Here is a 20,241-nt window from a genome sequence, read left to right on the forward strand (position 1 = left end):
GATTTGTTTTGATATATTGACGAAATTACTCTCTTCATTGTGTACAGACATTTTCTATTGATAGCGCTACACTATAACAATTAATGATATATATTGGATGTGTTATGAGCGCCAGTTTTGAAAATATTCATCGTTGTTATAAATCTCTGGATATAGAGAGTCAGGTTAATGATGTCCGCAGCAATGGCAAAGAGCTCATTTTTGCCGCGACAGATGAATTAGCCATAACGCCCGGCTTTATTTACGTTCCTGTTGAAGGCTCAGTGGCCATTTTACATGCAGAAAGCGAACTCACTATTGGTAATGCCATTGACTATATGCCCATTGGTTTGATGGAGCGGTATTGCCCAATGTTGATTTTTGAATATAAGTGCATGACGTCCGTGAAAGTCGTTGAAATCTCTTATGAGAAATTTGATGAGATTTTCTTTCAGAACGCTGAGAGCATGCAGGCTCTCTCAAGTATTTTGATTTTTATGACTATTTTTTCACTTGATCTGCATGCGGAAAGAAAACAACTGACCAGCTACCAAACCATTAAACCTATGCTTTACCGTTATCTCTACCGTTCCCTCGCTTTTCCAAATGAAACCGAAGGTTTGGCAAGTTTTATTATAAGTCGCACTAAGTTATCCCGTACTCATGTATTCCGAGTGTTGGCCGATTTAAAAGAAGGTGGATATATCACGATGAAAGGTGGCAAGCTGATATCCATTGATAAGGATTTGCCGGATGGTTATTAATCATCTTTTAAAGGGAAAAAGGTTCACATTTTAGTAATGTGAACCGTTAATTTGAAAAATTAAACAACAGATCTTTTCAAACTCTCATTTCTAGTCTGCGCCATATTATCCCAAAGCGGTTTTAACCTTTCGAGAGCGGCACGCATTTGCGTAGTCTCCAGCGTGAACGGTAGCCGTAAATAACGCTCAAACGCACCTTCAACGCCAAAACGTGGCCCTGCGCCAATCCGGATACCGATACCCTCAGCGCTGGCCGCAAAAACCGTAGCCAGTGGTTTAGGCAGTTCAATCCACCAGGATAAACCGCCTTGCGGTATTACCGTCATTTTCCAGTCCGGGAATAATTCTTTAACGACCTCCGCACAGGCATCACGTTGCTGGCGTAGCATTTCGCGGCGTTGCGGCTGGAAGTTTTCGGCCTCATTAAACAGATTGATGGCGGCTAGCTGTTCGAGTATCGGCGAGCCCAAATCTAACGAATCGCGAATTTGGATCAGTGAGGCTATGGTGCGAGAGCTGGCGCGAATCCAACCCAATCGCAAGCCTCCCCAGAAACTTTTCCCGGCAGACCCCAGCGTGATGATCCGATCTGACGCGTCGAAAGCGGCCAATGGAGGCGGTGGTGGATTGTCATACCACAGGTCTACCATGGTTTCATCGACCACAATGGTGGTACGTGTCCTTGCAGCGATATCAGCTATGGCTGAACGCGTTGCAACATCCATGCAGTGCCCGGTTGGGTTATGAAAATCAGCCAGCAAATAGGCGAGTCGGGGTGATGTTTGCGCAATGGTTGCGGCTAACCCATCAGTATCCCAGCCATATTCAGTCAGGCTTACGGGAACGGCGTGGCATGAAGCGCCTTTTATTGCTGTGAGTGCCATGGGGTAGGTGGGGTGATCAAGAACTACGCGGTCGCCTGGGCCAGTTAGCAGGCGTAAAACCAGGCCAAAACCACTTAGCGCACCATTCACTATCATAATCTGATCGGCATCCGTTGGCAGCCCGCGATCGGCATAGCGTTGTGCAATGACATGACGTAATTCAGGCAAGCCTTGTTGGTTGTACCCAGTGCTACCCAAGTGTTCTGGTAATGCAATCAATGCATTAGCATAAGCTTGATGAATTTCCGGCCCGGCAGACAGTGCTGCGGTCGAAAGATCCAGTGTGGTGGCACGCCCAGGTAATGGCGAAACGGTTTGCGTGCCTTCTGGCAACATAGTGACGGAACCTGAACCCTGGCGGCTTGCCAAATATCCCTCATCACGTAGTTGTGCCAGCGCAGTTGCCACTGTAGTTCGGCTAATTCCCAGGGCCGTTGCCAGCTCACGCTCCCCTGGTAGGCGGCCATCAAGTGGCAGTCGTCCATCCAGAATCAATAACCGCAGCCCATCTGCCAGTTGCCGATAAACCGGGGTACGCGGTAAATCCTGATGCCAGTTTCCCAGCAATTTCACCAGTGATGATGAGCCCGTTCTGCGCTGTGCCATAGCAATCCACTTTGTATTAACTGGACCTTAATATAGTAACCATTTTCCATAATAGTAAAGCCACAAAAGATCTCTGAGGTGAAGATAATGATCGCTCGTCGCTTGCTGCAACTTTACATCGGGCTGGTGCTGTACGGTGTGTCCACGGCTATGTTCGTCCGTGCCAATTTAGGTGCTGACCCCTGGAACGTATTCCACTTAGGAGTGGCCCAAATCTTCTCCCTCAACATTGGCATGGTGATGATAGGTGTCGGGGCATTGGTGTTGTTGCTGTGGATTCCGCTGCGGCAGAAACCGGGATTGGGCACGATAAGCAACGTGATTGTTTTGGGGCTTGCCGCAGATGCGGCATTAGCATTAATGCCGCCGATTGAGTCATTGGTGGCACGAAGCATCTTGCTCTTTGCCGCTATTTTGGTGAATGCCATCGCGACCGGAATGTACATCGGCGCGGGTTTTGGCTCTGGCCCGCGTGATGGCTTGATGACTGGAATCAATGCCCGTACTGGCTGGTCTGTGCGTAGTGTGCGAACAGCGATTGAGTTGACGGTTTTACTGGCCGGTTGGCTGATGGGAGGCACATTTGGCGTGGGTACGGTGTTGTACGCGCTGGCAATCGGCCCGCTTATCCAACTCTGTTTACCATGGTTCCGTATTGCATCCAGAGCACAAAAAAACCTGGTTGAACCGACCGTCGTACCCTAATGTTGAAGCCAAACCCCCATTGGATGAGGTAGCGATGAATAGCAAGGTAATCAGCAACGCGGCGGCGCACTGGAATAGCCATCAGTTGGCTGAAATTCTTTCCCACTGTTTTGAAGGGTATCTGGTCCCTTTCACTATTGATGGTGAAACTTTTGCTTCACGTTTTAGCGCTGAAGATCTCAGTCTCAATGACAGCCGAGTCTGGACGCAAAATGGTGAGCCAAAAGCGCTGGCGCTCATCACGCGCCGTGGGCAGAGCTGTCGCCTTGCTGCATTCGCGATTCGTCCTGAATTGCGTGGGCAGGGATTTGGCAAACAGTTCATGCACGAGTTAATTGATGGTGCGCGAGCGCGTGGTGACCGTAACTTTTGGCTGGAAGTTATTGTTGGCAACGAGAGTGGAGTGTCACTGTATGAACGTATGGGGTTTGTTCGCCAGCAGACATTGGTCGGGTTTGATACCATTCAGTCGCCGCAGTTTACAGAAACCGGCGAATTGCAGGAAATCGACCCGCTAGTGATGGCGAAAAAAATGATGATGGACGAAAGCCTGAATCTGCCGTGGTTAAGCGCACCTGAAACGCTATATAAATTACCGGGCAAGGCATTCGTTCTCAATGACATTGCATACGCAATGGTTGCCACAACCCCTAAGCCCAGATTACGGATGCTCTATGTTGACCCGATGGCACGTGGCAAAGGGCAGGCGAAAAAATTGCTTACGCTATTACGTGAACGTTTCCCTGGATTATTCACCGCAACAGCTATTCCTGAGCAACTGGCACCGCTTTATCTGAGCAGTGGCTACCGTCAGGATCCCATTACCCAATATGAGATGCTGCTCAAATTATGAACAGGTAGTGTTCATTCTTAACGACTAAACTTATCAATCGTAATCATCACGGGTGGAAATTATCTACCCGTATTCCCCACACCGTGGAGGTTCACAATGAGTTATGTTGATGGTTTCGTTGTTGCGGTTCCCGCAGCCAATAAAGAAGCGTATAAGCAGTTAGCCGCAAAAGCGGCACCGTTATTTAAAGAGTTTGGCGCGCTACGCGTCGTGGAGTGTTGGGCTGATGATGTGCCTGACGGTAAACTCACTGATTTTCGCATGGCGGTGAAAGCCGAAGAGAGCGAAGAAGTGGTGTTTAGCTGGATTGAGTATCCATCAAAAGAAGTGCGGGATGCCGCCAATGCCAGGATGATGTCTGACCCAAGGATGAAAGAGTTTGGCGAGTCGATGCCATTTGATGGCAAACGTATGATCTATGGTGGCTTTGCGCCAATTCTTGACGAGTAACGTCACGCGGGCGGCGCTGACATCATATCTAGCGCCACCCGCATGAACATCCGCTAAACCTGCAATTCCCGTAACAATCCAAACGCCATTTTCATGTGCGCTTCGCTGACAATAAACGCCCGTAACTGCTGTGCTTCGTCATAGCCTTTGGCAATCAGACCCTGCTGCTCGGTGCTGATTTGCCAGGCCAAATCATGGCGTTGCGTTTCACCCGCCAGATGTAGCGGCAACTCCGGCGTTTTCACTTTTACCAGCATCGCGGGGAGATTCAGGCCGTCGGCGGCTCCCAGCAGATTTTTGGCAAGCGTCATGGCGCTGAACTGAATCGGTTGCAGGAACGGCAGCACTTTGCCGTCGATTTCAGCGCAATCACCGAGGGCATAAATATTCGCGTCAGATGTCTGCAACTGGCGGTTCACCTGAATCCCACGGTTTACCGCCAGCCCGGCGTGCTGCGCCAGGTCGACGTTTGGACGCAGGCCAATCGCCGCTACCACGGCATCCACGGTGACTATTCGCCCGTTGCTCAATGCCGCATGAATTCCCTGTGGTGTTTGGCTGAGTGATTCAAGCCGCTGATTAAACAACAGTTCGACGCCCATTTGGTTCAGGCGCTGCTGCAAACGGCTGCTAACCTCCGCAGGCATCAACGAGGCGAGCAGGCTGGCGGCGTTATCCACCAGAATCACCTGCTTCCCAGCGCGGCAAAAATCCATCGCCAGCTCGGTGCCAATCAAACCGCCGCCCAGAATCATCACGCGTTTAGCCTCGCGCAGCGTTGATTCACAGGCCAGATATTCCTGCTGGCTGTTGAGCGTCAGCATCAGCTCTTTGCCTTCAATTGGCGGCAGGAGGGCGCGGGAACCCGTTGCCAGCACCAGTTTGTCGTACTGCCATTGCTGGTCACCGCATTTCACCAGGCGTTCGCGAGTGTCGATACCTGACACCCAACTGTTGGCGTTTAGCGTCAGGTCAAACTGTTCAGCAAATTCACCGGCATGTTGCCGCGTGAGGTCGCAAGCTCGCTGATTCAGGCTGATAACATGGCTGAGATCGGGCTTGTTGTATTCGTCCATGCTGTCGGCGGCAATCATGCGCACAGGTACCTGCGCGTCATGTTTGCGGATATTTTTCACCAGCTGGCGGGCGGCAAAGCCCGAACCGATAATCACAATGCCATGCTTCATTTTGCCTCCGTTGCCAGCACATCAAATACGTCTTTCCCAAGCGAGCATTCAGGGCACAGGAAGCTGTCCGGCACTTCGCTCCACGGCGTTCCTGGCGCGACATCCTGCATCGGTTCGCCGGTTTGTGGGTCGTAAATCCACTGACAAACACTGCATTGCATTTGTGGGCCTAAATCGGCGCAGGCTGGCTTTTCAACCATGCTTTCTTGCGGTGCTACAAAGGGCGCAGAAGCGAGCGGCGTTAACGCCCACTGGCGGGCAATTTCGCGACCGTGTTCACGACAGATTGCGAGCGCATCGATATCCGGGCGCCATTTCGCTTTTAGGCTTAGTGACATTTCAAAACCGGCATCCTGTAAGCGGGTAGAGAGTCGGTCTACAGCACCACCACTCCAGCCATGGGAACCGAATGCGCTGGCGCGTTTATTCCGAAAACGCAGGCCGGTCATCTCCTCAACCAGGCCTGCAATTTTCGGCATCATCACGTTATTCATCGTGGATGTTCCTGCCAGCACTCCCTTGGAGCGGAACACATTAGTGAGGATCTCGTTTTTATCATGGCGGGCAACGTTGAAAATTTTCACCGCCACGCGCGGATCGACTTCGTTGATCCCTTGGGCAATAGCATCCGCCATCATACGGGTGTTGTTGGACATGGTGTCGTAGAAAATCGTGATGCGATCTTCTTGATAATCAGCCGCCCACTTTAAGTACAACTCCACGATTTGTGTTGGGTTATCGCGCCATACCACACCGTGAGACGTCGCAATCATATCTACCGGCAGATTGAAGCCGAGAATTTCGGTGATTTTGGGAGTGACCAGGCGGCTAAACGGGGTCAGAATGTTGGCGTAGTAGCGCTGGCATTGTTCAAATAGCTCGGCCTGATCGACTTCATCGTTAAACAGATGCTCATCACAATAGTGTTGGCCAAAAGCATCGTTACTAAATAGCACTGCGTCGCCGGTCATGTAAGTCATCATGCTGTCAGGCCAGTGCAGCATAGGTGTTTCAACGAAAATCAGTTGCTTGCCGTTGCCGATGTCCAGGCTATCGCCAGTTTTCACTACGTGGAAATTCCACTCCGGGTGATGGTGGTGGCCGTTGATGGAGTCCACGCCGTTGGCGGTACAGTAAATCGGTGTGTTGGGAATGCGTGACATCAATTCCGTCAGCGCGCCCGCATGGGCTTCTTCAGCGTGATTGATGATGATGTAATCGAGGCTATTCAGGTCAATTTCGGCAGCCAGGTTCTGCACAAACTCACGGCTGAATTTATGGTCAACAGTGTCGATGAGTACCGTTTTCTCTTCACGGATCAGATAGCTGTTGTAGCTACTGCCTTTCAGCGTTTTGTATTCGGTGCCGTGAAAATCACGCACTTCCCAGTCACGTTGACCAACCCATTGAATGTTGTTTTTAACCTGAATTGCCATTTGTCAGTACCTCAAAAAGAATGAAAAAACGGTGCTCGTATTTGAGTTATTACAAATGGCGTGCCAACTTTTTATAATATTGATTAATATGAATATATTTGTTTTTTTTAACTTTTCATTGTCAAAATGACAATTATAATATTAGTCTTTTTGACAATTGAATTGTCTTTTTGACTATCAAGGGCTAAGTTAGCGAGAATCGTCCTCTGGAGCCGCTTATGAGCCTTTCAATTACCTCCCTTGCCAACATTGCCATTGACCTGCAAAGCGGCATTTCTCATCAGGATCGCTTTGCTCGTTTAATTCGCACTTTGCGCCAACTTTTAGGGGGAGATGCCACGGCGCTACTGCGTTATGAAGCGCGGCAGTTTCGCCCGCTGGCAATTGATGGGCTGGCGCAAGATGTGCTTGGTCGACGTTTTGATTTAGATGCCCATCCTCGCCTGGAAGCAATAGCACGGGCAGGGGACGTGGTGCGCTTCCCGGCAGAAAGTGAATTGCCCGATCCTTATGATGGACTCATTCCTGACCACACCGACTTAAAAGTCCATGCCTGCCTTGGGTTGCCGCTATTTGCCGATCAGAACCTGATAGGTGCATTAACCGTGGATGGTATGGACCCTTTGCAGTTCGATCATTTCAGCGATGAAGAGTTACGCTTAATTAGCGTATTGGCCGCAGGGGCACTGAATAATGCCTTGTTGATGGAACAGCTTGAAAACCAAACGCCTGCTGTTGTCTCCACTCCCATTACGAGCAAAACCAGCAGTGCCGAGATGGTGGGCTTGTCTGCAGGGATTATGCAGCTTAAGAAAGAGATAGAAATTGTCGCCGGTTCTGACCTGAATGTGCTGATAACTGGGGAAACGGGTGTTGGGAAAGAGCTGGTGGCGCGTGCTATTCACAGTGGGTCGGTACGTGCCGCAAATCCGCTGGTGTATCTCAACTGTGCGGCATTACCGGAAAGCGTGGCGGAAAGTGAACTGTTTGGTCACGTAAAGGGGGCATTTACCGGGGCAATTCATCATCGAACCGGCAAATTTGAAATGGCGGATAACGGCACGCTATTCCTCGATGAAATAGGGGAACTGCCATTAACGCTACAAGCCAAATTGTTGCGAGTTTTACAGTATGGCGATATTCAGCGTGTGGGCGATGACAGCAGCCAAAGGGTAAATGTGCGGGTGCTGGCGGCGACCAATCGTGACTTAAAGCAGCACGTACTAGCAGGTGATTTTCGTGCCGATCTATTCCACCGTTTAAGCGTCTTCCCACTGCACGTTCCACCGCTACGCGAGCGTGGCGATGACATCACTCTATTGGCTGGGTTCTTCTGTGAGCAAAGCCGCGTAAAAATGGGGCTGAAACAGGTCGCCTTAACGGATGGCGCTCGGGAATTACTGCGTCGATACGACTGGCCCGGAAATATTCGCGAGCTTGAGCATGCTCTTTATCGCGCCACTGTGCTTGCGCGCTCCGGTAAACCGGATGGAGAAATCTGGCTGGAACCGCAGCATTTTCAACTGATGGATGTTGAGGCTAAACCTGCAAGTACAGCTGTAGCCCGCGTGGCTGAGGTCGATAACTTGCGGACGGCAACTGATGATTTCCAGCGGCGGATTATTATCAGCACGCTGGAGGCTAATGCGGGGAATTGGGCTGCGAGTGCCCGGCAGTTGCAACTAGATGTCGCTAATTTACACCGCCTGGCGAAACGTCTTGGTGTGAAGTAGTGTTTTCAGGGAATTTTTGATTTCCTGGCACAAGAGCCTGCTACCCACTCGATAAATTCATTTTTAGGCAGGGCTTTACTGAAGAACCAGCCCTGTCCGTACTGCACACCCTGTTTACGCAACCATGCCGCCTGACTGGGGGTTTCAATGCCTTCGGCCACCATCAAAATACCCAGAGCCTTTGCCATTTCAATAATATGCGGAGTGACATTTTTATATTCGAGAGCATCGACGAATGATTTATCTATTTTAAGGATATCTACATCCAGATCTTGTAAATAACTCAGGCTGGAATAACCGGTTCCAAAATCATCAATATAGATGGCGTGCCCGGCCTTTCGATATTGCGCAATAATCGGTGCTGTAATTTTCGGGTCAGAAAAGCCACGTTCAGTAATCTCAAATGCTATCTGTTTTGGATTAACTGAATAACGTGCCAGGTACGGACGAGTGATATCAAGAATATGCAGGCTACGCGCATCCTGAACACCCATGTTCACAGAAATATGATGATGAGGATGCTTGCTTAACCAGTCGCCCAACTCAAGGAAAATGCGCTTAATGACCTGCTCTGTTAATTGTGTTACCAACCCGGTTTGCTCCGCCAGTGGGATAAACACATCCGGGTTTAACATTGAGCCATCTTGTTGCTGCCAACGAATTAAGGCTTCCGCACCGACAATCTCGCCACTTTGAAGATGAACAATAGGTTGATAAACCACGCTAAATTCATTGTTTTTAATAGCATCCATCAGCCTGTTTCGAGGTGATAACAATCGACGCAAAATACTAATCAAGAGTCCACCTGCAGCGAGGCTTATAATTAAGCCCACAGGCAGCCAGATAAACAATTGCTGATACCAGGCGGTCGTCAGGGGTTCCATTGACGCCCAGGCAATCATGGCCAGACCAAGATTATTATCCCGACGAATCACGTAGAAATTGTTGTTGCTTTGAAATTCGTCCGTACCTTGTTTCAGCGCTTCGTACCATGTCTCGGGGATATATCGGCTGTTGCTGGCAATGATCTGATTATTATGCAGCCCAATCATCGCAATATTTAACGTGTAACTACCAAAGGGGAGAACATCAATAAATGACATTGGGTCAATTAATGCAAGATGAGGCTTTTTGCCGATATATACCATCTTGCGTTGAAAATCGGGTATCGGTGGAGTGGTATACCAAGCGTTAAAACCATGAATGCCCTGACGGTCTGGCTTACCTAATGTAGCACTATGAGTAATGGACTCCAGTGAAGTACACAAAATATGCGCATCTTGCTGGAACATCACTTCTTGCACGTAGCGATATTCAAGAGCGATACGATGCATGGCTTCCGCGTGTGCTGGCGAACATGTATTGTCATTAAAGTGGTTAATATCATTAATCGCAGAAACAGCCTGGTCGATGACTTTGCCGGTGCGAAGCAATGCGTGATCGGCAAACTCTCCTAATTCATCATGAAATGCGTGTTCGGCATTACGATGAGCAAGATAAATGCTTAACAGAATTGGTAGCAAAACTGCCAAAATAAGTACACCGCTTACCAGGCTGATGAGCTTTCGGGATGTCATTCTTTTAGACCCAGTTAAGAGTTAGTTTTTATAATGGTTTTTCATAGACGAGAACAGTCTATCTCACATGAATAGGTGATGTTATGTTTTCCTGCCTCTGTAGTGGGATAACCTGTGAAGACGAGTGTCTGGTGAGCAATAAATGAAGAAAAAAGAGTTTGTTATTCAGGATCTACTGAGCAAAATTTATCAGCGCAACGATAACCAAAGGCGCAAATTACCGCCTGAGCGCCAATTAGCACTGGAATATGATGTCTCGCGTTTCACGATTCGTAAAGCGCTGGAAAAGTTGGTCAGCATTGGGGTCATTGAGATTATTCAGGGCTCCGGGATTTGGATTAATCCGCAGGCAAGAAACAACCCACTGGTTTATAACTCCATCACCGAGAAGCATTTCGACCAGATAGCTTTTCGCATGGTCAATCTGCATAAGAAATTACCCAATCGCGAAGAGCAGCAGGTATTTGGTTTGGGTAAAGATGACTACATTTGGCAATTTTGTCGCCTGCGATATGTCGAAAATCAAAAGATACAAATTGAGATTTCGCGCATGCCGGTACAGGATTTTCCCGATCTGAACCAGCAGGTCATCGAGCGCTCGATTCAACAATATGTGCTGAGTAAAGGGTTGCGGATTTCGCACCTGTTAACCAGTTATCAGGCGGTAGCAGTCAGTAAAGAGCAGGCGGTATTGCTGGAGTGTAAAAAAGGTATCCCGGCGATGCACATCATCAACCGGGGAATTCTTGACGGAGGACGGGTTTTTGAAATCAGCGATATCATTGATATCAATTATTCCTGTACCTACGTTACCCCCTATAACCACGATAATTTGGCCTGGCGGCAGGGCATTCAGGGAGTGTGAATGGCTCCGTTTGGTAAGCGGCTTTGCGTCCACTCATGTGGGCGATATTCCACCGGGAAGGTTTCCGCTTTTTGTTGGTCGAAACCTACGCCAATACCCGGTTTTTCAAGCGGATAAATATAGCCCTTCTCCGCAACCGGGCTGCCTGGAAAGACCGATTCGGTATTTGGCTTATTGGGAATAAATTCCTGAATCGCTGCATTGTGCAGATGGATATTTAAATGGGTATTTACCGCCACGCCAATAGGCGTCATATCCGATGGGCCATGCCATGCCAGGCGTACACCGAATGCCTGACATAGAATAGCGAGCTTCAATGCAGGGGTGATTCCACCAATTTGCGAAACGTGGCAGCGGATAAAATCGATACGGCGATTAACAATCAAATCATGCCATTCGGCAGGGTTATTAAATAGCTCCCCCAAAGCAAGTGGAACCGAAGAATGCGCGCGAACCTGCTCAAGCCAGGCGCTTTGTTGCGGCGGTAGAATGTCTTCGATAAACCATGGCTGGTATGGCTCAAGAGCTTTTGCCAGTTGCACCGCTTGTTGCGGGAACAGACGCTCATGCACATCGTGAAGTATATGGAACTGGTTGCCGTACTTTTCGCGCAGCGCCTTAAACATTGCCACAGTATTGGCCATGTATTCGTCCTGATCGTAGTAGGCGCCCGGTGTAGGTGTCTTTGTAGCATGCAACCCCTGAGGTGTTCCGCCATAAAACCCTAACTGACAGCGAATGTAGCGATAACCTTGTACCAAAAGTTTGTCGACTTCCAGATACAAACCTTCAAGCGTTTCACTGGCGGCGTGGCTATATGCCGCGATAGCGTCTTTCGATTTACCGCCCAGAAGTTGGTATAGCGGCATTCCTGCCAGTTGGCCTTTAATATCCCAAAGCGCCATATCGACACCTGCGATAGCGTTATTGATAACCGGTCCGTTGCGCCAGTAAGCGTTGACCATCATCATCTGCCACAGATCTTCAATGTTATTGGCATCGCGCCCCATTAGCAGTGGTTTGAGATATTCATCGACCATCACTTTTACTGCCAGTGGGCGTTGCTGGAAGGTCGCACATCCATGACCTATTACACCCTTATTGGTGGTGACACGCACCGTAATCAGGTTGTGACGGTCAGGGCGGGTAATAAAACATTCAATATTTTCAATAATGGTTGGTTGCACGAGATTACTCCACAGACCTTGTCAATCGCGGTCATTTACTCATCAATTAAAGGCTTCTGTTATTTACTATCACCTTATTTTTATATGTGGGTAAACCATTATTTTTGCTTATTTTTATTGGTCCGTAAAATAGTTGTGTGCAACCTAAAAACCATACCAATTTGTTGGTTTGAGGTGTTTAATGCCCTTTGATAGGCGTAATTGTGATGTTGCTCAAAGTTTATTGGTTTGTTTTGGTTCTTTCGATTCTCTACCATCTCAGGCATTCAACACATAATAATTAGTAATTCTTTGGGAGCGACAGATGGGGACTCGTGATGCCATTAATAATATTATTCACCTTGTAGGTGGTGCGGATAATATTAACAAAGCCTGGCACTGTATGACGCGCTTACGCTTCTCTCTGATTGATGAGAATAAAATTGATCAGTCCGAAATTAAAAAAATCCCCGGTGTATTAGGGGCGCAGATTCAGAGTGACCAATTCCAGATTATTATTGGCCCGCAGGTGAACAGTTGGTACGAACAGCTGAACAGCGCGCTGGAGACATCTGGTGAGCAAATTGTCCCCGCGACTCACAAGAAAGCCCGTAAAAGCCTGGTGTCGATGTTTATGGATACCGTATCGGGCGTATTTGGGCCGATTGTTCCCGCTATCGCTGGCGCCGGGATGATCAAAGGTCTGTTAGCAGGTTTGATTGCGCTTAAATTCATTTCGGCAAAAAGCGATACGGTAATTGTCATCGATTTAATTGCCAGCGGCGTGTTCTATTTTTTACCGTTTTTCCTGGCTATCTCTGCGGCACGTATCTTTAAAACTAACGAATACCTGGCCGCAGCGGTGGCGGCCTGCCTGATGTATCCATCGCTTATCGAAGCGGCAAAGTTACTGGCAAGTCATGCGCCTAATGCTGTCGATACGTTCTATTTTCTGAACGTGGTGCCTGTTTCGGTATTTAACTACGCCTCGAGCGTGATCCCGGTGATTTTCTCGGTTCTGGCCCTGAGCTACATCCATCGCTGGGTGGACCGGTTTATGCCGGATGTATTGAAAACGGTGTTTACTCCGACGCTTACTTTGTTCCTCGCCGCGTTAGTTGCGCTGGTGGTGATCGGGCCGTTGGGGATCTATTTGGGTAAAGCGTTGGCGTGGTTTATTGAAGGGCTGTTTGGTGTATCCGCAAGTTTTGCAGGATTGGTAGTGGGGGCTATTCGCCCGGTAGCTATTTTGACCGGAATGCACCACGCGATGACACCAATCGCGCTGCAAAACTTTACCGACCGCGGCTACGACATGCTTATGCCAATGATGTTTATGGCTAATATGGCAATTGCCGGATCAACGTTTGCCATCTGGAAACAAAGTAAATCTCGCGAAGAAAGAGCGGTGGTTCTGCCTGCGGCTATTTCCGCATTGCTGGGTATTACCGAACCTGCATTGTTTGGTGTTCTGACGCGCTACAAGAAAGCGTTTATCGCCGCCACGATTGCCAGCTCCATCGCCTCGGCATTTATTGCCTTCTTCGGTTTGCGTTTGTATGGCTATATTTTGTCGAGTATTTTCAGCCTGCCGGCTTACATCGGGCCATACTTTATCTTTGCTTTGATGGGAGTGGCACTGGCATTAGGATTGTCATTTACGCTGACTACTTTGCTGGTGCGCGAGAAAGCATAAACGGGATCCACTGCAAATGGTGGATGTCGCTGACGTTAATCCACCCTACGGGTCTTGGAGGCTGGATTAACGTAGCGACATCAAATGCTTTAACGTCGGTGCGCCAGGCGGCGTACCAGACGGTCTCCAATACTTTGTACTAATTGTACCATCGCCACCAGAATGACAACGGTGCCAACCATGACCTGGTCATTAAATCGCTGATAGCCGTAGCGAATTGCGAGGTCTCCCAAGCCGCCACCGCCAATCACACCAGCCATAGATGAAAAACCAATTAGCATTACGATGATCAGCGTGATCCCTGCAAGCAGAGCAGGCAGCGCTTCGGGTAGCAGTACTTTGCTGATGATATGCCAGACATTTCCTCCCATGGATAAAATGGCCTCAATGCGACCTTTATCGACCTCATCTAACGCGTTTTCTACTACCCGCGCAAAGAAGGGGAAGGCACCAATTGTTATCGGAACCACTGCGGCTGTGCTGCCTAACGTGGTGCCGATAATTATGCGCGTAAAGGGGATCAGCGCTATTAACAGCACAATAAACGGCAGTGAACGACCGACATTCACGACACTACCAATGACCTGATTAAATAGCGGAGCGGGCAATACGCCATCACGGCGAGTGAGGAACAACAACACCCCCAACGGCAATCCAATCAGCACGGTTAAGAGTGCCGCGAGGCTGACCATGTACAGCGTATCCAGTGAACCATCTAACAGTAATGGCCATAAATCATCCCAGTCTAGGCGACTTCGCATAATAGACTCCTTGTCACACCGATACGGCGTAAGAATGCTTGTTCGGCCGCATCTCCAGGGAGCAACGCCTGGCGCAGACGGGAACTGGGGATGAGCAGTAATTCAGATAACGAGCCGCTTTCAATGAGCCTGCCGTTTTCCAGCAATGCTGCGTGGTCGCAGATAGCTTTCACGACTTCCAGTTGATGGGTTATCAGCACAATGGTGACGCCAAGCTTATGGTTAATATCTTTCAGTAGTGCCAGCACGGATGCGGTGGTTTCACTATCTAATGCGCTGGTTGCTTCATCACACAGCAGAACATCAGGATGAGCAGCCAGCGCGCGAGCAATTCCTACACGCTGTTTTTGCCCACCGGATAGCTGTGAAGGAAAAGCCTGTGCTTTATCGCTAAGGCCTACTAACTCGAGTAGTTCAGTGATGCGTTTTTGCCGCTCTTCACGAGGCAGGCCCGCAATTTCTAACGGTACGGCAATGTTGTCCGCCACATTTCGCGCATGAATCAGGTTGAAGTGTTGGAATACCATTCCGGTGCGTTGGCGATGCACTCGCAACTCCCGGTTATTGAGCGTGGTGATATCGACACCTTGCATCAGAATGAGGCCCGAAGTGGGCCGCTCCAACAAATTAAGGCAGCGAATCAAGGTGCTTTTCCCAGCGCCACTGCGCCCGAGAATGCCGTAGATTGCGCCGTCTGGCACAATCAGTGAGACATCATCCAGTGCCGGTTGGCCTCCTCCGGCATACACTTTGCTCAGCCGCTCAAGGGTTATCATGACTGTGGCGTAGCAACCGGGATCACTGAGCCATTAAACTGCTTGCGAATAAAGTCAGCAACCTGCGGTGATTGCAGATCTTTCGCCAGCTCCTTGATGCGTGGATCGTTTGCCAGATTTGGGTTGGTAACCAGAATATTGGCATACGGGTTATGAGTGGCACTTTCCAGGCCCAGCGCATCTTTTGACGGCGTTAACCCAGCTTCCAATGCGTAGTTACCATTAATCACGGCTAAATCGACATCATCAAGCGAACGCGGCAGTTGCGGCGCTTCGATTTCAATAATTTTTAGCTTTTTAGGATTGCTGGCGATATCGCGCGGCGTCGCCTGGTTTTGCGCAGCATCTTTAAATTCAGGTTTCAGCGTGATAAGCCCTTTGTCCTGCAATAGATAAAGAGCCCGACTTAGGTTGGTAACGTTATTTGGTAAGGCGATCGTGGCATTTTCCGGCACCGATTTCAGGTCTTTATATTTGTGTGAATAAATCCCCAGTGGCTCGATGTGAACAGTGGCCGCAACGGTGAATTTTTTACCTAACGCTTTCTCCTGGTCGCGTAAATACGGAACATGCTGGAAGTAGTTGGCGTCCACATCGCCGTTGGCCAGTAGTTCGTTGGCATTTACGCCGTTACTGAGCTCAATGACTTTGAGCTTTAAATTAGGATCGAGTTTCTGCACAAAGGCCAGAATTTCTGCGTGTGGTACAGCATCTGCTGCAATACGTAAGGTATCTGCTGCTTGAGCACTGAAAGCCAGAGTCAAAGACAACGCGATCCCTGCCAGTTTAAAAGAGGCATATTTCATGGTGGTTTCCTTCAATATTTAAGCGATGAGTTCAGTGCTGCTACGTAAGACATCCGGGTAATAACGTTCCGCCACGTCGGGATGAGATCGCAGGCGGCCTTTCAGGTAATTCCAACCAACATCACGCAGTAACGGGTTGTGAGGATCGCTTTCCGGACCATGAACCTGGCTTGCAAGCTCAGGGGGCAATGTATAAACCGGAACCACGGCATCTAACTGTGCACCAAGGAAAAATGCGATGGACTGGCGCTCCTGTCCAGGCGGAGGAGAAACCACGCGATGAACCGTGGCGCGCAAGTAGCCATTGGTTGCCAGTTCAAGCAACTCACCAATATTCACCACAAAACTACCGGGTAGGGGGGCTGCATCTATCCAGTTATCGGGGCTGACTTCAACCTGTAAACCCTGCTGCCTGTCTTGTAGCAGGAAGCTTAGGAAGCCGGAGTCCTTGTGAGCGCCAACACCCTGATTACTATCGGTAGCCTGTTGGCCGGGATAGCGAATCAGCTTGATATGCTCGTTGGGTTTGTTGCCATACAGGTCATCAAAGCTATTAGCCGGTAACTTCAACGCTAATGCAAAAGTGCGTAGTAATTTCAACGCCACAGCGGTCATTTCACGCTGAAATTGCAACAGAGTCGGCTTGAGAGTTGGCAGCGATTCAGGCCACAGGTTGGGCCCTTGCAGACGCAGCCAGCCAGGCTGTGATGGACTGACGGAAAGTACCGGGCGTTCAGCGCCAATATCAAATTGCTCACGCCAGTCAGGTTTACCACGTGTTAATTCGCTGGCGGCGCGGTTGTAACCACGAAAATGGGGGGAGTGAATCATCGCTACTTTTTGTTTTTCTGCGTCAGGCAAAGAGAAAAACAGCTGGGCTTCATCCTGAACGGCCTGTTGCAGTTCCGGGCTGATGCCATGATTAATCAGATAAAAGAAGCCGATGTCACGAGCAGCATGGCGTAGTTGTTCAAGAAAGACTGCACGGTCGGTGTCGGTGCCATCAAGGGCTAAGAGATCGAGTATTGGCAATGCCTGGGTCGTTGTTTTGCTCATTTTGCACTCCACGTAATTCAGATGTTTTCCCGTCACGTTTTGATGTTTTAACCCAACAATAATTTCCACAACGACAGCGCTGACTCATGGTTTATCCCTTCTTGATTGATATGTTGTTCGTGGAAATGACATTGCCGCAACTGCGTCACGCCGCCCAATATTGTTATCTTCTAAGTTATTGCTGGACGGGGTTCTAAGCTTTTGCAGAATTTGGCAATCAACGGTAATTAAGGTTTGTTGCCAAACAGGCTTGCTTTTTTTTCATTCATCTTTTACTTTATTGTTATGTTATAACATATCCTGGAAAAGAGAATGAAACGTGACATCCATCCCTTCTATCGAACAGTCGTGTTCCACGACACCACCGCCAATGAGTTCTTTAAAGTGGGTTCTACTATCAAGACAGACCGGGAAATTGAGCTCGAGGGTGTGAAATATCCCTATATCACACTGGAGGTTTCATCGGCCTCTCATCCACATTACACCGGTAAACAAAGAACATTCACCAATGAAGGCAGTCCGGCTCGTTTCCAGCAGCGTTTCGGTCGTTTTTTTGGCAAGGGAGAGTAAGAGATGCAGGTTCTGAATTCATTACGTAGTGCAAAGCAGCGCCATCCAGATTGCCAGATTGTGAAGCGTAAAGGGCGGCTGTATGTGATTTGCAAAAGTAACCCGCGTTTCAAAGCGGTGCAGGGTGGGAAGAAGCGGCGTTAAGACAAGGGGCATTTCGCCCCTTGGCTCTTATAAGTTGTGAACGTTACGGACGTCCGAGCGAGAAAATATCGTAAAATGAGAGCTCGCCTTTCGTCGCCACCATCTTATGCAGTAGCGATTTTTTTTGTTCGTCAACACCAGGGGAATGCAGGATTTTATCGATCAATGTGGGTGGAACGTTACGCGTGTTGTACCACTCACCGTTATAGCAAACGCGTAAATCCAGCACATCAATGTCGTCATAGCGATAACGGGGATTCACATCAAAAAAGAAAAAGCCGTTTAGCAGCGCAAACAACACAACCAATAGCCAAACCGATCCCGACAGAGTATCCGACTCAAGCATCACCCATAGAGTTGCGAACCAACCTATCCACATGCCAATAAATAACCCCGGATGCTTGCGAATAAAGCTGATGCTAAAACGCGGGCGATTGTCGCGCTTTTCTTCCGCATTGAGTTGTTCGATTGTATCGGTGAGCAGACGCTGAATTTCAGTCATGATGGCCTTCTGAACGGGAACGCGACAGGCAGAGAACTGTTATTTTAAGAAGCCCTGCGAGGGTAAAAAAGTAACAGTTTCGCCATAAAAAACCATAACAGTTAATGTGGCGTGTCAGGCACCATTTTAATCAGCCGAGCTGGGTTTCCTGCAACTACAGAATTCGCCGGAATATCTTTAGTGACGACGGAGCCGGCACCTATCACTACATTATCGCCAATAGTCACACCAGGGTTGATAACCGCGCGCCCGCCAATCCAGACATTATTGCCAATCGTGACAGGTTTACCGAACTCAACACCATTGTTGCGCGTTTCAGCATCCAGCGGATGAGTCGCAGTATAAATATGAACACCTGGAGCCAACATGCAATTCTCACCGATGTGAACAGGACAAACGTCGAGAATCACACAGTCAAAATTGGCGTAGAAGTTTTTGCCGAGGAAAATATTGTAGCCGTAATCACAACGAAACGATGGTTCAATATAGGCATCCAGACTTTGGCCTAATAGTTGTTCGAGCAGTTCACTACGAATGGCTTTTTCATCTGGAGCGGTGTGATTAAAACGGTGAATCAGATGGCGCGCTTTTACGCGGTCATCTCGAAGCTGTTGGTCTGCAGGGCGATAAAATTCGCCTGCAATCATTTTGTTTTTTTCTTCACTCATGGTGACGCCTTTTAAAATAGACAGGACACCCGTTACCCTAAGCGATTAGTTTGTAATTAATGTGGCTATAGCTCCTTTTTGTGACGGTAATCACATGGTTAAATGTGTTATTAACAATCACAAATTAAGGGAAGCGACGGACAGAATGTAGCAAGCCTTACAAAAGAGCGATGAGCAGCTTGTATCTCGAAAGCTGAACAGCCCAGGATAAATATCTATTTAGCACGCTATTAAGTGACAAAAAGAGTTTCTGAATCCATTTGTCGCTGATTACAACAGCATGTCAGTCTGAAACCATAAAGGTAATAACAGTTAAGGGGTATTAGCGGATAAATTTCCATACAGATGGTGGTATTTTATCGTAAAGCTTATTCATGGTCAGTTCAGCCAGTCGATGGTCTGCTGCTGAATAAAATACAGCCAGCTCATTATCTGGTAATTCGTATTTATTCTTTTCGATTACGCGCTCTAAAGTGTCAATTGTTTGGCAGCGTCGCAGGCGCATCAAATAATCGGTCTTGGTTAGTGGTTTTGTTGTCATGAAATCACCTTATTACATCTTGTAATAGTTCTAAAAGGAGAGGCTTACAGGGTTAGCGCGACTCTCTGTGACGAAACATCGGAATAACCGATTCCCGGACTTACGCCATTTCTGCAAGTCTTGGGCATTGATGCCATAGTTACTGAACAGCATAAATGTATCGTCTAAATATTCGTCAATTTGTTCAATCAATTTACTCTCATCATCGTACTTAATTTTGTAATTAAGTGCGAAAGCAGCAATATGCTCAATCAATTCATTCAACTGCAAGTTAATGGCCGAAGTAGGATCATTAACCCAACCATGATTACTCTCGCCAAGGTTGGTAAGGCAGTCATGATACAGGTTTTCGCAGAGAAATTTAAGCTGCGCGATATCATGCCGTTTTGGTGAGTATTCGTCCATAATGCAGCCCCTTTTTATCGAAGAAAATTTGATAAACAAAACGCCTTGGGGTGGACACACCTGGATGAGGTGGGAATCAATTACAACGATTATTCCATATACGTTTACTAT

At 48.4% G+C, this 20,241-nt stretch carries 22 protein-coding genes; 9 read left to right on the plus strand and 13 right to left on the minus strand.

Annotated features, from left to right (window positions below; translation table 11 throughout):
- The first annotated feature begins 104 nt into the window (after positions 1-104).
- Complete coding sequence (locus tag M977_RS15660) at positions 105-743, plus strand: helix-turn-helix domain-containing protein (RefSeq protein WP_064516667.1); 639 nt, start codon at positions 105-107, stop codon at positions 741-743.
- 59 nt (positions 744-802) lie between these two features.
- Here the strand turns inward: M977_RS15660 and yczR are convergent, their stop codons facing one another.
- Positions 803-2,233 (minus strand): MocR-like transcription factor YczR, encoded by a 1,431-nt coding sequence (gene yczR / locus M977_RS15665; protein WP_064516669.1) that lies wholly within the window; start codon positions 2,231-2,233, stop codon positions 803-805.
- Positions 2,234-2,323: 90 nt separating this feature from the next.
- Between yczR and yczE the strand changes: the two genes are divergently transcribed.
- The 3 genes from yczE (at position 2,324) to M977_RS15680 (ending at position 4,241) form a co-directional block, all read left to right on the plus strand.
- Positions 2,324-2,938 carry a membrane protein YczE gene (gene yczE, locus M977_RS15670; protein ID WP_064516764.1) on the plus strand — a complete coding sequence of 205 codons (615 nt, stop codon included), beginning with the start codon at positions 2,324-2,326 and terminating at the stop codon, positions 2,936-2,938.
- A 34-nt stretch (positions 2,939-2,972) separates the two neighbouring features.
- Positions 2,973-3,791, plus strand: a complete 819-nt coding sequence (locus M977_RS15675; protein ID WP_064516671.1) for a GNAT family N-acetyltransferase — start codon at positions 2,973-2,975, stop codon at positions 3,789-3,791.
- A 96-nt stretch (positions 3,792-3,887) separates the two neighbouring features.
- Entirely contained in the window at positions 3,888-4,241 is a 354-nt protein-coding gene (locus tag M977_RS15680; protein ID WP_064516673.1) for a DUF1428 domain-containing protein, read from the plus strand.
- Between the two features lie 53 nt (positions 4,242-4,294).
- On the opposite strand, the gene norW is transcribed toward M977_RS15680, so the two are convergent.
- A complete protein-coding gene (gene norW, locus M977_RS15685) occupies positions 4,295-5,428 on the minus strand; it encodes an NADH:flavorubredoxin reductase NorW (protein WP_064516675.1) in 1,134 nt (377 codons plus the stop codon).
- On the minus strand, positions 5,425-6,864 hold the full coding sequence (gene norV / locus M977_RS15690; RefSeq protein WP_064516677.1) for an anaerobic nitric oxide reductase flavorubredoxin: 1,440 nt from the start codon (positions 6,862-6,864) through the stop codon (positions 5,425-5,427). Before norV ends, norW begins: the two co-directional genes overlap by 4 nt.
- A 218-nt stretch (positions 6,865-7,082) precedes the next feature.
- On the opposite strand from norV, the gene norR reads away from it, so the two are divergent.
- Positions 7,083-8,597, plus strand: coding sequence for a nitric oxide reductase transcriptional regulator NorR (gene norR / locus M977_RS15695; RefSeq protein WP_064516679.1), 1,515 nt, complete (start codon positions 7,083-7,085; stop codon positions 8,595-8,597).
- Between the two features lie 5 nt (positions 8,598-8,602).
- Here the strand turns inward: norR and M977_RS15700 are convergent, their stop codons facing one another.
- A complete protein-coding gene (locus tag M977_RS15700; protein WP_064516681.1) occupies positions 8,603-10,174 on the minus strand; it encodes an EAL domain-containing protein in 1,572 nt (523 codons plus the stop codon).
- Between the two features lie 142 nt (positions 10,175-10,316).
- Between M977_RS15700 and M977_RS15705 the strand changes: the two genes are divergently transcribed.
- A complete protein-coding gene (locus M977_RS15705; RefSeq protein WP_064516683.1) occupies positions 10,317-11,039 on the plus strand; it encodes a GntR family transcriptional regulator in 723 nt (240 codons plus the stop codon).
- Here the strand turns inward: M977_RS15705 and M977_RS15710 are convergent.
- A complete protein-coding gene (locus tag M977_RS15710; RefSeq protein ID WP_064516685.1) occupies positions 11,027-12,226 on the minus strand; it encodes an enolase C-terminal domain-like protein in 1,200 nt (399 codons plus the stop codon). The genes M977_RS15705 and M977_RS15710 overlap by 13 nt on opposite strands.
- Before the next feature lie 304 nt (positions 12,227-12,530).
- Here M977_RS15710 and M977_RS15715 point away from each other — a divergent pair, with 304 nt between their 5' ends.
- The gene (locus tag M977_RS15715) at positions 12,531-13,901 is read left to right on the plus strand and encodes a PTS transporter subunit EIIC (protein WP_064516688.1); all 1,371 of its coding nucleotides are present in this window, start codon (positions 12,531-12,533) and stop codon (positions 13,899-13,901) included.
- Between the two features lie 89 nt (positions 13,902-13,990).
- On the opposite strand, the gene M977_RS15720 is transcribed toward M977_RS15715, so the two are convergent.
- From M977_RS15720 to M977_RS15735, 4 genes are read right to left on the minus strand one after another with little or no spacing between them, the layout of a single operon-like run.
- On the minus strand, positions 13,991-14,662 hold the full coding sequence (locus M977_RS15720) for a methionine ABC transporter permease (RefSeq protein ID WP_064516690.1): 672 nt from the start codon (positions 14,660-14,662) through the stop codon (positions 13,991-13,993).
- Positions 14,647-15,438 (minus strand): methionine ABC transporter ATP-binding protein, encoded by a 792-nt coding sequence (locus tag M977_RS15725; protein ID WP_074392043.1) that lies wholly within the window; start codon positions 15,436-15,438, stop codon positions 14,647-14,649. Before M977_RS15725 ends, M977_RS15720 begins: the two co-directional genes overlap by 16 nt.
- Entirely contained in the window at positions 15,435-16,244 is an 810-nt protein-coding gene (locus tag M977_RS15730; protein ID WP_034458056.1) for a MetQ/NlpA family ABC transporter substrate-binding protein, read from the minus strand. The genes M977_RS15725 and M977_RS15730 overlap by 4 nt, the downstream gene beginning before the upstream one ends.
- 18 nt (positions 16,245-16,262) lie before the next feature.
- Positions 16,263-17,300: an isopenicillin N synthase family dioxygenase gene (locus M977_RS15735; RefSeq protein ID WP_064516766.1), complete on the minus strand. Its 1,038-nt coding sequence runs from the start codon at positions 17,298-17,300 to the stop codon at positions 16,263-16,265.
- Between the two features lie 312 nt (positions 17,301-17,612).
- Here M977_RS15735 and M977_RS15740 point away from each other — a divergent pair, with 312 nt between their 5' ends.
- Positions 17,613-17,870, plus strand: a complete 258-nt coding sequence (locus M977_RS15740; RefSeq protein WP_064516693.1) for a type B 50S ribosomal protein L31 — start codon at positions 17,613-17,615, stop codon at positions 17,868-17,870.
- A gap of 3 nt (positions 17,871-17,873) precedes the next feature.
- Positions 17,874-18,014, plus strand: coding sequence for a type B 50S ribosomal protein L36 (gene ykgO, locus M977_RS15745; RefSeq protein WP_034458060.1), 141 nt, complete (start codon positions 17,874-17,876; stop codon positions 18,012-18,014).
- A 43-nt stretch (positions 18,015-18,057) separates the two neighbouring features.
- Here the strand turns inward: ykgO and M977_RS15750 are convergent, their stop codons facing one another.
- The 4 genes from M977_RS15750 to tomB all read right to left on the minus strand — a co-directional run bounded on the left by M977_RS15750 (position 18,058) and on the right by tomB (position 20,130).
- Positions 18,058-18,516: a YlaC family protein gene (locus tag M977_RS15750; protein WP_064516695.1), complete on the minus strand. Its 459-nt coding sequence runs from the start codon at positions 18,514-18,516 to the stop codon at positions 18,058-18,060.
- Positions 18,517-18,617: 101 nt separating this feature from the next.
- Positions 18,618-19,184 (minus strand): maltose O-acetyltransferase, encoded by a 567-nt coding sequence (gene maa / locus M977_RS15755; protein WP_064516698.1) that lies wholly within the window; start codon positions 19,182-19,184, stop codon positions 18,618-18,620.
- Between the two features lie 322 nt (positions 19,185-19,506).
- A complete protein-coding gene (locus M977_RS15760; RefSeq protein ID WP_034458066.1) occupies positions 19,507-19,725 on the minus strand; it encodes an HHA domain-containing protein in 219 nt (72 codons plus the stop codon).
- A gap of 30 nt (positions 19,726-19,755) precedes the next feature.
- Complete coding sequence (gene tomB, locus M977_RS15765; protein ID WP_034458068.1) at positions 19,756-20,130, minus strand: Hha toxicity modulator TomB; 375 nt, start codon at positions 20,128-20,130, stop codon at positions 19,756-19,758.
- Positions 20,131-20,241: the final 111 nt, after the last annotated feature.

The organism is Buttiauxella gaviniae ATCC 51604 (genome assembly GCF_001654835.1).
Lineage (GTDB): Bacteria > Pseudomonadota > Gammaproteobacteria > Enterobacterales > Enterobacteriaceae > Buttiauxella > Buttiauxella gaviniae.